Annotated in this window: 10 protein-coding genes; 2 read left to right on the top strand and 8 right to left on the bottom strand. The window is 35.2% G+C overall.

The annotated features are described in order from the left end of the window. Positions 1-81: 81 nt before the first annotated feature. The 7 genes from galK to P8K68_RS06975 all read right to left on the bottom strand — a co-directional run bounded on the left by galK (position 82) and on the right by P8K68_RS06975 (position 9,775). The gene (galK, locus tag P8K68_RS07005; RefSeq protein ID WP_300248980.1) at positions 82-1,245 is read right to left on the bottom strand and encodes a galactokinase; all 1,164 of its coding nucleotides are present in this window, start codon (positions 1,243-1,245) and stop codon (positions 82-84) included. Between the two features lie 2 nt (positions 1,246-1,247). Beyond that, the gene (locus P8K68_RS07000) at positions 1,248-2,144 is read right to left on the bottom strand and encodes an aldose 1-epimerase (protein ID WP_300248979.1); all 897 of its coding nucleotides are present in this window, start codon (positions 2,142-2,144) and stop codon (positions 1,248-1,250) included. A 163-nt stretch (positions 2,145-2,307) separates the two neighbouring features. After that, positions 2,308-3,717 (bottom strand): hypothetical protein, encoded by a 1,410-nt coding sequence (locus P8K68_RS06995; protein ID WP_300248978.1) that lies wholly within the window; start codon positions 3,715-3,717, stop codon positions 2,308-2,310. 40 nt (positions 3,718-3,757) lie between these two features. Beyond that, the gene (locus P8K68_RS06990; protein ID WP_300248977.1) at positions 3,758-4,906 is read right to left on the bottom strand and encodes an alpha-hydroxy acid oxidase; all 1,149 of its coding nucleotides are present in this window, start codon (positions 4,904-4,906) and stop codon (positions 3,758-3,760) included. A gap of 6 nt (positions 4,907-4,912) precedes the next feature. Continuing rightward, positions 4,913-6,286: an FGGY family carbohydrate kinase gene (locus tag P8K68_RS06985; protein WP_300248976.1), complete on the bottom strand. Its 1,374-nt coding sequence runs from the start codon at positions 6,284-6,286 to the stop codon at positions 4,913-4,915. Between the two features lie 10 nt (positions 6,287-6,296). After that, a complete protein-coding gene (locus P8K68_RS06980; RefSeq protein ID WP_300248975.1) occupies positions 6,297-7,577 on the bottom strand; it encodes a sugar isomerase in 1,281 nt (426 codons plus the stop codon). A gap of 92 nt (positions 7,578-7,669) precedes the next feature. After that, entirely contained in the window at positions 7,670-9,775 is a 2,106-nt protein-coding gene (locus P8K68_RS06975; RefSeq protein WP_300248974.1) for a bifunctional aldolase/short-chain dehydrogenase, read from the bottom strand. Between the two features lie 449 nt (positions 9,776-10,224). Here P8K68_RS06975 and P8K68_RS06970 point away from each other — a divergent pair, with 449 nt between their 5' ends. Together P8K68_RS06970 and P8K68_RS06965 are read left to right on the top strand one after the other, a co-directional pair. Next, on the top strand, positions 10,225-13,362 hold the full coding sequence (locus P8K68_RS06970; protein WP_300248973.1) for a TonB-dependent receptor: 3,138 nt from the start codon (positions 10,225-10,227) through the stop codon (positions 13,360-13,362). 11 nt (positions 13,363-13,373) lie between these two features. Next, the gene (locus P8K68_RS06965; RefSeq protein ID WP_300248972.1) at positions 13,374-15,155 is read left to right on the top strand and encodes a RagB/SusD family nutrient uptake outer membrane protein; all 1,782 of its coding nucleotides are present in this window, start codon (positions 13,374-13,376) and stop codon (positions 15,153-15,155) included. A gap of 902 nt (positions 15,156-16,057) precedes the next feature. On the opposite strand, the gene P8K68_RS06960 is transcribed toward P8K68_RS06965, so the two are convergent. After that, on the bottom strand, positions 16,058-16,432 hold the full coding sequence (locus P8K68_RS06960) for a hypothetical protein (RefSeq protein ID WP_300248971.1): 375 nt from the start codon (positions 16,430-16,432) through the stop codon (positions 16,058-16,060). Positions 16,433-16,468 lie beyond the last annotated feature (36 nt).

The following is a 16,468-nucleotide window of genomic DNA, read 5'->3' as shown; positions in this document are numbered from 1 at the left end:
ATGTGGTGATACCAACACCCATTCATTAGTAAGTATATTTAAGCGCTTATGTGAATAGTCTTGTAAATCTGGATTCATTTTCTATACTTCAATTGAGTTAGTTATAAGATGTGTTCCATTAGAAAGTTTAACTGAATATATAGAACATGCCTTGTTGAATTTTTTCTTGTATACTTCTGAAATAAAGGTTTTAAAAGAAGACGTTTCTGTTTTCAAAATTAGATTAATGGTACAGCCACCAAAACCACCACCCATCATTCTCGCTCCTAAAATATTAGGATTTATTTTTGCTTGTTCAACTAAAAAATCTAATTCTTCACAGCTTACTTTATATTGATTTTGCAATCCGTTGTGAGAAGCGTAAATCAGTTCTCCTAAGGTTTTTAAATCTCCATCTTGCATGGCTTTTGAAGCTTTAACTACCCGTTCGTTTTCTTGAATGACATACAATGCTTTTTGATAATTCTCTGGCGTAACCTGATCTTTAATGGTTTCCAAATCAAACGCTGTAGCATCCCGAAGTGCTTTTACCTTCAGCATTTCTGCAATAGTTTCACATACAGAACGTCTGTCGTTATAGGCGCTATCAGATAAACTGTGTTTTACATTGGTATTAATTAAAATGAGTTCATAATCTTTAAAATCTATCTTGAAAGGTTTGGATTTTACAGTTCTACAATCTAACAATAAGGCATGGTTTTCTATACCAAACATACTAGCATACTGGTCCATAATCCCACATTTTACACCCACATAGTTGTGTTCAGCTTTTTGTGAAATTAAAATCATATCATCTTTTGATAACCCTAAACTAAAAAGGGTGTTAAGTCCAAAAACTACACTGTTTTCTAAAGCTGCTGAAGAGGACATGCCCGCACCTCCTGGAATATCGCCCCCAAATACAATATTGAAATTGCCTATAGTTTTACTTCTATTTTGAATTTCTGCAACAACACCAAGAATATAATTTTGCCAGCTTCCTTGCTGTAATGGTTTTATGAGATTTAAATTAAATTCTAAGATTTCTTCTTTATCGGCTGCAAAGGCTATGGACGCATTAGAGTCACTCTTACCAATAGCAGCAACAATGCCTTTGTCTACTGCCGCTGGAAATACAAAACCATCGTTATAGTCGGTGTGTTCTCCTATAATGTTTATTCTTCCTGATGAGAAAATCATTAGTGGTTCTGTTCCGAATTTATTTTTATAAGTGCTTTTAATGCTTTTTATTAATAAAGTATTCATTTCTAATTTAGTTTAAGCTTCCAATTAATATAATAACTGCCGTTTGGTTTTAAGGTTTTTAAACCTATCTTATTACTAAAACTATTTGAAACTCCGGTAGTTGGCTCTATAGCTATGGTATTCGATTTTGGCGGTGTGTATAATTGTAAAAAACAATCTTTTTCAGAAGAGGTCAACTCAAAACTATAATCCGGCGTTTCAAATAAAATTTTATTTGAGTCTAGTACAAAACAATCATCTAAAGACTTATTTTCAACCTTAAATTCATCATTTATTTCAAAATCTCTTAATCCTTGAGTAATATTTCTTTCATCAAAATAAACCTGTTTATGGCTTTTAAATCGAACGATACTGTTATATAAATCTGAAGTATTAAAATAAGGATGCCAGCCTAAAGTAAAAGGGAATTTATTAGTGTCTGTGTTTTTGACTGAGACTGATAAATCTAGACTTTGCTTAGTTAAAGTGTATTTTAAATCAATTTTATAGGTATAAGGAAATCCTTGAGTATGCTCTTTTTCTTCGTATTGTAGTAAAACTGAAGCTACTTCTTTTGTGGCTTTTTTTTCAACTAATTCAAATGTTTTATTATAAACAAAGCCATGTAAAGCATTATTTTCTTGGGCTTGATTTATATCTAATAAATAGTCCTTTCCTCCAAACTTGTAAACTCCATCCTCAATACGATTTGCAAAAGGAAACAAAATTGAAGAGGCATAAGTGCTATCATAGGTTAAAGGACTTAAATCTTTTATGATATGGTGTTTATTAAGTAGCAATTCTTGCAGGCTTGCCCCTAAATTCAAATGAATTTTGGCATAGCATATTTTTTCAGAATCCTCTATCTCTATATAATCAAGATTTATTGTTGAGTCTTTGATATGTTTGATATTGCACATATATTTAAATTTAGGATCGTTTCAAATTTTAATTTTTTTTGTTGCACCTGAAAATCAATAGTGACTAACTCGTAGTCTGGAAATAAATTAGCTGTTTTATACTTTTTATATGATAAAATGCTAATAGACAGACACATTATACAATGAATAAATCCTTTTTATTTCATTTTCTTTGAGAGTATTTGCTAAATATGAGAAACAATAAACCACATAATAACCAAGCAGGAAGTGTAACAAATGATAGAAATACATCAAACTGAACTGATATAAAGTAGAATATTCCAAAGCTAATAGCCCAAGCCAAAAACACAGATTTATTGAATGAGAGGTTAGCTACTTCTGCATAATTTTTCACAATACCAGCTTTTTTATGGAAGAAGTGTTCAAACACTATAATCGCTCCAAAAGGTGCTAAAATAAACCCATAAAGGGCTACAAAACCTAATAACTTCATTGCAAACGCTGGAAATAAACCTGCAATTGTTGCTATTGCTCCGGCAAGTATAGTAACTTTTCCAGTTGAAAGCTTAGGTAAAATAGCTTGAAACGCTAAACCTGCTCTATAAATGGTTGGGTTTGCAGTTGTCCAACCAGCTAATACCACAGCAATAATTCCAAAAACACCACTCGCATTATTAGCTAGAGGTCCAGGAGCCACTGGAGGTGCATCGCCTACACTTAAAAAAGCTTGTGCTTCAGGAGATTTTAAATATACCGCATATAATAGAGCTGCTGCTATCCACGCCATATAATGGCCAACATACATACCTGCTGCGGTTGTCCAACCTGCTTTTGCTTTCTTAGCAAATCTAAACACTGATAAATCAGACATGCCTATATGCATAGCTCCATTAGCAAACCATGACCAAATAACAACATGCCAAAATGTGAATTTTATTTGTCCTGGAAAAGGCTCAGCTCCTTCTCCCCAAATATTCCAAAAATCAGAAAAACTACTTACGCCTAATTGATTTAATGCAACTATCCCACAAGCAATAAAAGCTACTACGATTATTGGTGACATCCAGTTGGCGGCTTTAGTTACTGTATCATAACCACGAGCTGCAATAATAGAAATTACTGCCCCTATGAGGATAACAATAATAACCCAAGTTGCACCATTAGGTATGGTGTCGGTTAACTTTGGCATCGGCATATCAAATGGAATACCCACCGCAGTAGCTGAAACAGTTATCATTGAACCTGCTAAAAAACAAAATAAAATACCATTGGCTAGATTGTAACCTGTTACTAGTTTTTTACCACAGATTTTTTCTAATTGAAAATATAATGTCAATCTATTTTTAACGGCAATTTCAGCAGTTAAAAAACGCCAACTTAAAACAGCTAATAGATTTCCTATTAATAATCCAACAATCAAATCAAAAGCACTTACTCCAGCAGTCAAAAATAAGGGACCAATCATAAATTCAGTGCCTGCGGCGTGCTCACCAGCATACATACCTATAAAACTTTTCCAACCTTTTAATTTTGATTGAGGCACGGGAGTTCTTTCAAATTCTCCTCCTGCTATCTCTTCAATCATATCTTCTTCAATGCTTACTTGGCTCATAATTATTTAGTTTTATTTAGTGTTGGTATTCTATAATAAATTAGTTGATTAAGTGATATGGGAAATCTGATGTCTTTTCGCAGCACAGTTGCTCCATAACTTGCTGTAATTCTGTTTTTAATAAAGATATGGTGTGATTTCCGCCTTTATTTCCTAATGCCGAAACGCCATACATAAATGAACGTCCCATAAAAGTGAATTTAGCCCCAGAAGCCATAGCTCTGGCCACATCAGGCCCTGATCTAATTCCGCTATCCATCATAACCTCTATTTGATCTCCGTATTTTTCAGCTATCGTCGTTAGTGGTTTAATTGTAGATTGTCCAGCATCTAATTGTCGACCTCCATGATTGGACACAATAATACCATCAATCCCTAGTCTGATAGCCTCTTCTGTATCATATTCTGATGCTACGCCTTTAAGTACCAATTTCCCTTTCCACATATCACGTATTGGTTTTATTTTTTCAGCATTTAATCGGCCACTAAATGTTTGATCCATAAATTTCCCAAGTTGTTTTAAATCTAAACCTTTTGGCATATAAGGTTTTAAAACTTCGAAAGTTGGTATGCCATGTTTTAGAGTTTGTAAGCTCCAATGCGGTCTTCCAAATGCTTGTAAAATATTAGTTAAATTCATTTTAGGTGGCATTGCCAAACCATTTCTAATATCTCGTGGTCTAAATCCAAAACTAGGCACATCACATAGAATAACCAAAACTGGACATTCAGCAACTTCTGCTCGTTTAATAATATCATCTCGTAATCGATCCTCTGCTGGATGGTATAATTGAAACCATGCTTTCCCTTCGGTTAATTCACTTGCACGTTCGATACTTGTTGTGGTAACTGTACTAAGAATAAAGGGGATATTATGCTTAAAAGCTGCTTTGGCTAAAATTTCTGGTGAATTAGGCCACATAAGACCTTGCAATCCTACAGGAGCTATTCCAAAAGGCGCATCATACTCAATACCAAATAGTTTTGTTTTTAAAGACGAGCCGTGATGCGTTCTTAAATAGTTTGGTTTAAGCTGCACATCTCTCAGTTCTGAGGTATTTCTAATTAAATTAACATCTTCATTACAACCCCCATCTAAATATTCAAAGGCAAACTTTGGTATTTTCTTTTGAGCTTTGGTTCTTAAGTCATCTATAGATGGATATCGAGTATCAAATGTTAAGTCCATAATTAGTTATTTTAAAATAAAAGGCACATGTTTTTTAAGTGCATAATTCTGTTTTAAAAATTTTGAATTCAGTTTATTATCTGAAATTGAAATGGCAGCACCTAAAGCAGAACCTAAAGATGCATCTGTAGTACTTAATTTTTTATCTTTAAAGTGATGAGATAGCAACTTTATATAAATATCATTATTGCTAAAACCACCATCCACATAAATTCGAGCAATACTGTTGTTGCCTAAAGCTTCTTTGATGGATTTAATTTGAAGCATTACTAGTTCTGTCATTAACTGATGGTAGGCGTGTTCGTATTTATGGTAAGAGATATGAGTTTTCTCAGGCATATCAACATCTGTAATACTCTCCCATCTGTAACAATGTTTAAAGTCTTGAATGATTTCAAAACAAGTATCATAATCAAACTTAACACTCCGGTGGTAATCATCGTTAACACCAAAATGTTTATCAAGTTTATTAACCTGAACTTTGTATTCATTTCCTAAAAACATGCGCGTTGCTTTAACAGGCTTTCCATTAATACGCATATAATTAATAGCATCTTTATTATCAGTCTCTTCAGAAATTGGTTTTTCTGTAAATGGATTAAAAACAATACTCCATGTTCCTGTAGATACTAAAACAAATTTTTTCTTGATACTTCTTACGTAAGGAAGTAAAGCTGCTGAACTATCATGAATACCAACACCAATTTTGATACGGCTACCATTGTAGTTCATATTTATACTTGTTTCGGTTGAAACTATTGGTGGTAAAATTTTATCAATCCCTTCTCTATACACCCAAGTATGGTAATCTTTTTTACTATAATCCCATAATGCTGTGTGGCAACCAATACTGGTGTATTCACTTAAAGGAATACCCGTAAAAATATAACTGAGATACTGTGGTAAGTGTAATGCATATTTTATCTTACTATAAACCTTTGGCTTAGATTTTTTCAACCAATACAACTGTAATCCAGAGTTTAACATACTTAAATCTGCACAACCTGTGTCTCTAAGAAATTCTTCTCTAGGGCCATATTCCTCAAAAAATTCAGTGACTATGTTTTCAGGCAGTGGCTTTGTATAATTGTAAAGTGGTGTTAATCGATTACCATGTGCATCAATATGTACAAAACTTGCTCCATAGGTTGAAAAATTTATCGCTTTAACTTCAAACACCTTAGCCTCAAGAATGCGATTAAAAACGTCTTTTAACCATTTTTGTAATGCAGGAAGATTTTCTGTTGGATGCCCGTCTTCATCTTCTATCTCTTCAAAAGACGTGTATTCTTTATGTACTTCTTTAAAATTAGTGTCAAATAAGAAAAACTTTTTATTGGTTTTACCAATATCGAAAACAGCAGTTACTTTTTTTTTCATACTATAACCATTAAAGTCCTGTAGCTACAGTATTTTTACCTCTTTCTTTTATAAGTCCGCCTCTAACATCTAAAGCTCTATAGGCGTTAATTGGACTTAAAACACCGCCACTATTTAGACGTGCTTTTTCGAGTAAAGGTCTTACGTCTGTTCTATAAGCACCTTGTAAAATTTCTTGGCATTTAACCACATCATTATTAGATTGAGCAGCTTTTAGTGCAGCTTGATCAATAAGCATTGCTTTGGCATAAGCCTCTTGTATCGCCTCTAAAGATTGAATTAAATCCTCTAAAGGATCTTTGACGTTATGACTTGCATCTATCATCCACGCTAAATCTGGATTCTGAGGGTTATTTGCCATACCGTACACCAACTCATTAAAAATTAAGAATAAGGCATAGGGTTTAATACTTCCTACGGTTAAATCATCATCACCATATTTACTATCATTAAAGTGGAAGCCTCCTAATTTTCCTTTCAATTGTAAAATAGAAACAATTTGTTCTATGTTAGAATTTGGAAGGTGGTGTCCTAAATCTACTAAGGTGTATGCTTTTTTACCACATGCGTTTGCTAGCATTAATGAAGCACCCCAATCTTGGATAACGGTGCTATAAAAGTTTGGTTCATATGGTTTGTACTCGATTAACAATTTCCAATCATCTGGTAAGCCTTTATATATAGCTTTAAGGCTATCTTCTGTGTTTTGAAAAGCCGTTTGGAAGTTATTTTGCCCTGGAAAACAAGCCCCATCTGCCAACCAAACGGTTAAGCTTTTAGAACCTAATTTGTTTCCTATATTGATAACATCTAAGTTATGTTGTATAGCTTGATCCCTAATAGATTGATTTACATTGCTTAAAGACCCATATTTATAACTTTCTTTGGCGTCTTTTTGATCCTGAAAGGTATTAGAATTTACGGAATCAAATTTTATATTTAAACTATCAGCTTGTTCTTTTATAGCATTATAATCTGAAGGGATATCCCAAGGAATATGGAGCGATACTGCGCCAGCAGTTTGTGTTAGACTATGCAAAACACCAACATCTTCTATTTTTTGTTCTAAGCTTGAGGGTTCCCCAAAAAAAGAAAAGCGCCCGAAACGAGTTCCGCCAGCGCCCAAAGCCCAACTTGGTATTGCAATTTGAAATTCTGCTAGTCTAGATATTATATCATTAACATCATGGCCTTGTTTACTTAGCTTACTTGATAAAAAATCAAAACTTTCATTGTGGTTTTCTATAGCTGACTTATTATAATTTAAAATATGCTCTTTATCTATTCTCACCTGTTCTTGATTTTAAAAAAAACTTCTACAAATTTATGATTGAAACTTGTAGAAGTTTACAACTAAACTAACTCAAACTACTAAACAATTAATTATCTTACAAAAGCATTAGCCATACCACCGTCAACATTTATTATATTTCCTGTTGACTTATCTAAAACTCCTACAAAGGAAAATACGCCATTAGCAATATCTTCTGGAGTAATGATTTCATTTAATAAATTTCTTTTTGCATAAAATGCTGGTAGCTCTTCAACAGTAATTCCATTAGCCTTTGCTCTTCCTGCTGCCCAAGCACCTTCCCATATTTTACTTCCTACAATTACACCATCTGGGTTAACTGTATTTACTCTTACTTTATCTTTAGCCAATTCTGCGGCTAATAACCTTACCATATGTTGTTGTGCTGCTTTAGCAGTTCCGTAAGCCACGTTATTTGGTCCAGCTACTAAACCATTTTTACTTGCAATTGCAATGTAATCGCCTCCAAGGCCTTGTTTGCGTACAATAGCAGTAAATTGTTTTGCTAAATCGAACTGACCTTTTACTAAAATACTTTGTAGAATGTTCCAATCTTTATCGGTAGTCTCTTCTAAAGGTTTAGAAATTGCTAATCCAGCACTGTGTACAATAATGTCTACACCACCAAACTCAACAACAGCTTTCTTGTATGCGCTTGCAATTGATTCTGTATTGGTTACATCACAAATAGCATAAGTTGAAACATCTCTTTTATAAGTAGCGTTAGCTGTAATTAAACTCTCTTCATTAATATCAGTAAGCACTACATTCGCTCCTTCAGCAGCTAACTTATCAGCAATGGCTTTACCTATTCCTCCACCTGCTCCTGTAACAAATGCTACTTTACGTGATAAGGGTTGTTCTTTAGGCATACGCTGCAATTTAGCCTCTTCGAGTAGCCAATATTCGATATCAAAAGCTTCTTGTCTTGGTAATGAGGTATATGATGTAATGGCCTCAGCACCACGCATAACATTGATAGCATTAATATAAAATTCATTAGCTACACGCGTAGTTTGTTTGTTTTTCGCAAAACTAAACATACCAACTCCAGGATAGATGATGATTACTGGATTGGCATCACGCATGGCTGGACTATTAGCCTTTTTACAGGTGTTGTAGTAATCAGCATATTCTTTTCTATAAGCTGCAAATGCTGGTTCTAATTTCTTTAAAATCGCATCAGCATCTGATACATCTTCATTTTTATCTAATGTTAATACTAACGGCTGAATTTTTGTTCTTAAAAAATGATCTGGACAAGACGTTCCCATAGGCGCTAATCTTTCTAAATCATGACTATTAATGTATTCCATCACCACATCCGTATCAGAAAAATGCCCAATCATTCTATTTTCAGAAGAACATAAACCTCTTAATAAAGGCATAATTTGAGCTGCTTTTTCTAAACGATCTGCCTTTGGTACGCTTTCTAGTTTTTGTCCACCAAATACGCTACCTTTTTCTTTGATTTTATCTTCAATGAATTGAGAAGCCATTTCTATAACTTCTAAACTGTTTACATAACATTCATAAGATGTATCTCCCCATGTGAATAAACCATGAGAACCTAATACAATTCCTCTTATTCCTGGATTATCTTCTAAGCACTTTTCTATTTGAAGACCTAAATCGAATCCTGGACGTTGCCAAGGTACCCAACCCATAGTGTCTCCCCAAATTTCTTTAGTTACTTGCTCACTATCTTTTGCCGCAGCAACTGCAATTAAAGCATCTGGATGTAAGTGATCTATATGTGCAAATGGTAACAAACCGTGAAGTGGTGTATCTATTGAAGGTGCTTTACTATCTAAATCGTAAATACAGTGATTGAACAAGCCTACCATACGATCTTCATCTTCTAATCCGCCATAAACATTTTTTAAATCACGCAATCTATCAGTGTAGATTCCTGCAATGCCTGATCTATTTAAAGTACCTATATCGCCTCCTGAACCTTTAATCCACATCACTTCAACTTCTTCGTTTGTAAGTGGGTCTTTTTCTGTGGTTCTACAACTCGTGTTGCCTCCTCCGTAATTGGTAATTCTTAAATCTGCTCCTAAAATGTTCGATCGGTATAAAAATAATGAAACTTGGTCATCCCCTAAAGCATCTGCTTTCTCATCATCCCATAGGTAATCTACATATTTAAATTCTTTTTCTAATACAATCATAATTTAATATTGAATTTATTAATTTTAGGTTTAAATTTATTATCAAATGTATAAAAGATGATTTCTTATATTGGTAAAGAATTGACTAAAAAGCAGTGACAAAATGACTTAAATCCCACATTTTCGGATCCAAAGTATATAATCAGAGTTTAGAATTCCAAGAAAATTACTAGTAAATACCCTTATCTGAAAATTTATTCCCAGGAATATATATTTTAGATTACATACTAATAATGGTACAATAACGAAAAAAATATTGGTTACTAGATAGATGACAATTTACTAGTTCGGTAAATCAATAAAGTCAATGACGATTTTTTAAACAATTTAATATTTATATATCAATTAACTAAATGTCATGTATTATATGTCAATATATAACCTATTTGAGTGAAACTAATTGATCAATTTTACAATCTATAAAACTAAATATTTAAACATTAACAATTATGAAACAAAATGAATTACAAAGAATTGTCTTATTATTTTCAGTATGTTTTTTTTCAATCACCATTGGTTTTTCTCAAAGTAAAACGGTCAACGGAGCGGTTAAGTCTGCAAATGATAATATGCCATTGCCTGGTGTTTCAATTATCATAAAAGGCACCAATATAGGAACTACGACAGATTTCGATGGAAACTATTCAATGAAAATAGAAGATAATGAGTCTATTTTGGTTTTTAGTTATTTAGGCTACTCAACTAAAGAAATAATTGTTGGTCAAAACAGTCTAATCAACATTTTATTGGATGTAGATCAAACAACCTTGGATGAAGTTGTTGTTGTTGGCTATGGCACAACCAAAAAGGCTTTTCTCACCTCCTCCGTTTCGTCTATCAAGTCAGATGAAGTAAGCTCAATGGCGGTTCCAAATGCGTCCAATGCGCTTTCAGGAAGAGTACCTGGTTTGATTACCGCCCAGACTAGTGGGGCCGTTGGTAGTGACCAAACATCAATAAGAATTCGAGGTATAAGTACTACGGGCAACAGTAGTCCGCTTATTGTTATTGATGGGGTTCAAAGAAATAACCTGAATGAACTCGACATGAATAATGTTGAATCCTATTCTGTCTTAAAAGATGCTGCAGCAGTATCAATGTTTGGGATTGCTGGTGCGAATGGTGTAATCCTTATCACCACAAAAAGTGGAAAAAGTGGAAAAGCAAAAATCAACTATAATGCGTGGACGGGATGGCAGAACCCAACTCAACTTACCAAGTATGCAAATTCCTATCAACTTGCTTCAGCAGTAAATCAGGCAGAGATAAACGATGGAATTGATATTGCAAGCAGAACCTATTCAGCTGATGACTTAGAAACCTATCGCAACCTTGTGAATGGTAATATAGCAGGTATCGATCAAAATATTTATGCGAATGCGAATGCGGCAGATTTTATTCTGCGAGACAATGCCCCAATTTCTAATCATCACTTGGATGTCTCTGGAGGCACTGACAAAAGTAATTATTATATTGGGATGAATTATCTAGATCAGGGGGGATTATATTCAGCAACAAACCTTAAGAGACTAGGGCTTTCGACCAAGTTTGGTATTGATCTGGGGTCCAAAACGAAATTGAACCTCTCTATAAATGGGTGGAATGAAAATTTTGACAAACCAACAAGTAGCGCCGACGGTATTTTCAACAGTATTCAGGCCTGGTTGCCTACAGAACCAATAAATTATACCAATGGATTATTGGCTGCTAGTTCTACTGGTCTTGTACTCCCAGACAGGGTCAACAAAGGAGACCATCAAAGAAAAACAAACAATTTATTAACACAGCTACGTTTAAAGCATAACATACTTCCATCACTGTCTATTGAGGGAAGGGTTAGTTATGACCATACTGCCAGAAGAAACAAAAATTGGAATGAACCTGGGTCAATTTATTATCAGATTAATCAAAATGACGATCCATACACATTTGATGAAATTGAAAACCCCGGTACTTGGAGTCTAAGTGAGCAATACTTCGAATCAAATCGGTACAGTTTTCAAGGCCTGATCAATTATGACAAGGTATTGGGTGACCATAGTATATCCTTTACAGGATTAGCAGAATCATTATATGTAGAGTCGGAAACTTTTGGGGCCAGCAGAGACCAATTCGAGTTGCCAATCCCAATCCTTAATTTGGGAACTCCCGACAAAGAACAACAGTCAAATTTTGGCTCAAGTAATGAGGCTTCACAGGTAGGTTTTGCATATCGGTTAGCATACAGCTATCAAAGTAAGTACTTGCTAGAAGGTTCTGCTCGATACGATGGACACTATTATTTTGCACCTGGAAATCGGTGGGGTTTTTTCCCTTCTATGGCTATAGGGTGGAGAATCTCAAAGGAGCCTTTTTTATCATCAGTTAGTTTCATAGATAACTTAAAGCTTAGAGCATCTGTAGGTGAGTCAGGCGCATTGGCCGGGGGGCCTAATCAGTTCAGTAGCGCATTAATATTGTATGGAGATTCTTATCCAATAGGTGGACAAGCAACTCAAGGACTATACGCCTCAAGTGAAGCTAATCCAGATATTACATGGGAAAGAGCAACTAAGTACGATGTTGGCCTTGACTTTAGTTTTTTTGATGGACTGATCGATGGACAAGTGGACTATTTCTATGAAAAAAGAGACAATATGTTGGTAAATCCAGGTGCGAGTGTACCTGTAGAATATGGTATTGGATTAGGTCAAGTAAATGCAGGTAGAATGCAGAACAGAGGGATCGAGCTATCTCTTGGTTCAACTAAATCTTTTTCCAATGGTTTAGAAGCTAACTTGAACGTGACATTTACTTATACAAGAAATGAACTGCTGGAAACTTTTGAAAATGAAGCCACCAGAGATGATCCGAACAGATCAAGAACGAGAAATCCACTCAACTCTATTTTTGGATTAGAAGCCATCGGATTATTCACCGAAGCGGATGATATTAATAATGATGGTGTGATTAACTCTGATGATGGGTTTCCTGTACAAAACCTTGGAGGGATAATTCGTCCTGGCAATATTCGATACGCTGACGTCAATGGTGATGGTGTCATTGATTTGACTGATGAGAAGAAAATTGGTTTTTCACCTTTTCCAGAAATCATATATGGAATTAATGGAGGTTTTAAGTGGAAGGGGTTTGATTTAAATTATTTATTCCAAGGAACTGGAAATTCTAACATGTTACTGGAAGGAACATTCCTTACAGCCTTCACTACGGGTAGTAATCTTACTGTTGACATGGCAGAGAATAGCTGGACCCCTGAAAACCAGGATGCCATTTATCCAAGACTAAGCGCCAACGGAACAATAACAAACGACTCAGCTGCTTCATCATTCTGGCTGATTGATACTTCTTATCTGAGATTGAAATTTTTACAATTAGGGTACACAATACCTACTAATCTTTCGCAACGCATAGGAGTAGAACGGTTGAATGTTTATGTGTCCGGTACTAACCTAATTACCTGGTCAAAAACGAGAGATTTATTCGATCCTGAAGTAGACCAGTCGAGTTCGGTTGGTAACAGTACGGCAAGGGGTTGGTATCAGCCTCAGAACAAAACAATTTCTATTGGATTAAACATGACATTTTAAAAATTAATATTATGAAATATAACAATTTAAAAACAGTAATTTTCTCAATTTTTGGTTTGCTCATATTTTTCGGATGTGAGAGTTTTCTTGAGGTAGAACCATTAAACGAATTATCCGCAGATTCTGCATTTTCAAGCGAAGCAGGTGCAGATTTGTTCCTAAATGATCTTTATGTAAGGCTACCCGATTATGAAGGAAATTTTGGAAACGATCGCACACAAACTCATGGAATTGCATGGGATAATTGGGAATACTTTTCTTCCTTTTATATAAGTCGAATTCCATTTGCCACTACAGTAAGGAGGTCGAAAGATAGAGCTTTTACTCCATCGTCGTTTAGTGGTCCTACAGGAATTTACAATAATAATTTCCCTTCGGTAGATTTTCGGTATGATGTTATTCGACAAAGGATTAGGGATTGCAATTTCTTCATAGAGACGCTTACAGAGAATCAATCTAATTATTCAAATACTTTCTTCGAAACGCGAAGAGCTGAGGCTAAATTCGTCAGAGCATATTTATATATGCTTATATGGAGGGCTTATGGGGGTGTTCCTTTAGTTACCGAAGTATTGAATCAAAACGAGATGGGTGATGATATTTTTGTGGAATCCTCAAGTATTCGAGAAGTATATGAGTTCATGTCAGGAGAGTTGGCTGAAGCATCAGCAAGCTTGCCAAATGAGGTTGGAGAGGGACATGCCACTCAGGGTGCTGCGCTTGCATTAAAGGCCTACATAGATCTTTTTATGGGTGATATAGCAAGAGATCCCAGACCATCTGCAATAGGAGCGCCTGACATTGCTTATGCTACTGCTGCTTACAATGCCGCAGCGCAGGCATGTCAGGATATCATGGATCTAGGGATTTATGGTCTATTACCCAATTATGAGGCCGTTTTTACAGAAGCTAACAATAACAGTATAGAATCGATATTCGCGTACCAGCATATTGCAGAGACCAGGAATTCCGGCAGGTCTTCTCGATTTGCTCCATTTTCGAGTTGGAATAATACTGGGGTTAGTGGCATTGGAATACCAACACAGCAACTGGTTGATAAATACAAGATGAGCGATGGATTGCCAATTTCAGAATCACCGCTCTATGATCCGTTAAACCCATATGATAATAGAGAGCCTCGTTTTTATCAAAGTATACTGTATGATGGGGCCAATTGGGCCGGAGCAGACTGGACCCTTGAAGGTTCTGGCGCTGCTGAAGCACTTAATCCGCCAATTAATAATAGGCAAAGTACAGGATATGCGAGAAAAAAAGGAATTAATGAAAGTTTGAGAGGGCCCGATGTAAGCTCCGATGCTGTAAACTTCATGTTCTTTAGATATGCAGAAGTTCTATTGATGTACGCAGAAGCCAAGATCAAATCTGGTAATGCAGACCAAATGGCTATAGATGCTATCGATCAGGTGCGTGCCAGAGGGGGAATACCAACCCTAGAGTTTGCCAACGGTGTTAGTCCATTGACTTTTTCACAACAACAATTAGAAGATATCATTTTTGACGAAAGGGCTGTTGAGCTTGCGTTTGAGTTGAAATCCTATTGGGATATTATCAGGAATCGTAAAGCGGGAGATATGCTCAATGGACCTGTTTTAGGGGTGCGAAGAAATGTATCAAACCAGTACGAAACATTCAATGTTCATGGATCCATTTGGTCTAGTGACACTTATTATTTGATGCCCATTTATATAGAATGGTTAGAGCGAAACCCAGCATGGCCTGAAGACCCTACGCAGCCTAATGGTCGTGTAGCAGGACAGAATCCCGGGTATTGATAAACATTCATTCCCAACAAAAAGCTGAGTCGTTAATCGACTCAGCTTTTTAGTTTAAACATTATATGCTATTTCTATATGTGATAGTAAGGGCTTTTCTAATCTTCTCATGTAAGCAAAAAAGAGAATAAACTAATAGCACAAACATGGAGCTCTTTTTTTAAAATATTAAATTTCATCCTACATTATTTAGTCGAGCCTTAAAAAAGAGTATTTGCCATTTATTATAATCATCTCTATTTCTTGTGATTCTGATTTGAAAATAAAGCCAAAGCACATTTTCGTTGAGGTTTTTCATTAATTTTCTATAATTAAACCCAGTTGGAGTCTTAACAAAGTTGATCGTATTTTCTGTTTGTGCTTTAAGGAAATTTCAAATCACTCTATGGTCAGATTTAAGGTGCCTTATAATTGGTTCAATAGTTGCACGTCGTCTGAAGTGTTTTCTTTTTTTCGTTTTTGATACTCATTGTTTTTATTTACTGGAGGTTTTGGGATATTGATTTGAGTATTGGCAATCATTTGCTAACCTTTATGACCTCTATCTACTATGACCTCTATCTACCGTTCTGTTTTTGTTGTTTTCCTGTAAGGTTTTTGTTCTGTTCTAATACATCTTCTAGATTATGCCCATCATAAAGATTGGATGTAAAAGTCATTGCTACTAAAAATATTGCCTTTCTTTTGGGTGAGCACCACAGATGATTTGCAATCATATTCATATTTCTTATGTGCTTTCCCCTTACTCATGCAATAAACCTCAGGCTCGTGTAGGCTATAAATTTTATGCTTACTGTTTTTCTCTTGTGCTAGCACCTTTTTATAGAGTTCTAAATCGCTATTGTAAATATCTTCTGATAATTTGCGTTCTTATTCCCTAATCAAGCGTCCTGCAATGGTTCTTAGCAATTGGATCTCTTTCTGCGTTTTGGATGTTTACCATTATAAGTATCCTTGACCGATTGTATACTTATTCGTTTGTAGCTTCTGCGTAAGGTAATGTCTAATTTATTGGCTTGTTTGACATATTTGTCAATAATCTTTTTGTGCTGTTTTGCATCCGTTGGATAGGGAACATTCTTTTCCTTTGCAGTACTATCGATGCTAACATGTTTGTCTTTTCCATCCTTGCTATGCTTGTCTATGGAGTGTTTTAATATTTTCTTTACAACTGATTCGATTTCGCGTTGACAAAAATGCAATAGATCACTTGATACACAGGGCTGTCCCCATTGTTGTACTTGTTTGCCTGTAAAATATTGAAAATAGGCATTCATCTCCCAATGCTCTTCTACTAACTTTTAATTAGATAA

This window comes from Algibacter sp. (genome assembly GCF_029245835.1).
GTDB lineage: Bacteria > Bacteroidota > Bacteroidia > Flavobacteriales > Flavobacteriaceae > Algibacter_B.
The sequence above is the reverse complement of the archived record's forward strand: the minus strand, read 5'-3'. Positions and strand labels throughout refer to the sequence as shown.

Bases quoted from the DNA above. Each gene is read 5' to 3' on its own strand.
- galK (WP_300248980.1), bottom strand. From the start codon at position 1,245: ATGAATACTTTATTAATAAAAAGCATTAAAAGCACTTATAAAAATAAA.
- P8K68_RS06995 (WP_300248978.1), bottom strand. From the start codon at position 3,717: ATGAGCCAAGTAAGCATTGAAGAAGATATGATTGAAGAGATAGCAGGA.
- P8K68_RS07000 (WP_300248979.1), bottom strand. From the start codon at position 2,144: ATGTGCAATATCAAACATATCAAAGACTCAACAATAAATCTTGATTAT.
- P8K68_RS06985 (WP_300248976.1), bottom strand. From the start codon at position 6,286: ATGAAAAAAAAAGTAACTGCTGTTTTCGATATTGGTAAAACCAATAAA.
- P8K68_RS06970 (WP_300248973.1), top strand. From the start codon at position 10,225: ATGAAACAAAATGAATTACAAAGAATTGTCTTATTATTTTCAGTATGT.
- P8K68_RS06960 (WP_300248971.1), bottom strand. From the start codon at position 16,432: ATGAATGCCTATTTTCAATATTTTACAGGCAAACAAGTACAACAATGG.
- P8K68_RS06965 (WP_300248972.1), top strand. From the start codon at position 13,374: ATGAAATATAACAATTTAAAAACAGTAATTTTCTCAATTTTTGGTTTG.
- P8K68_RS06975 (WP_300248974.1), bottom strand. From the start codon at position 9,775: ATGATTGTATTAGAAAAAGAATTTAAATATGTAGATTACCTATGGGAT.
- P8K68_RS06990 (WP_300248977.1), bottom strand. From the start codon at position 4,906: ATGGACTTAACATTTGATACTCGATATCCATCTATAGATGACTTAAGA.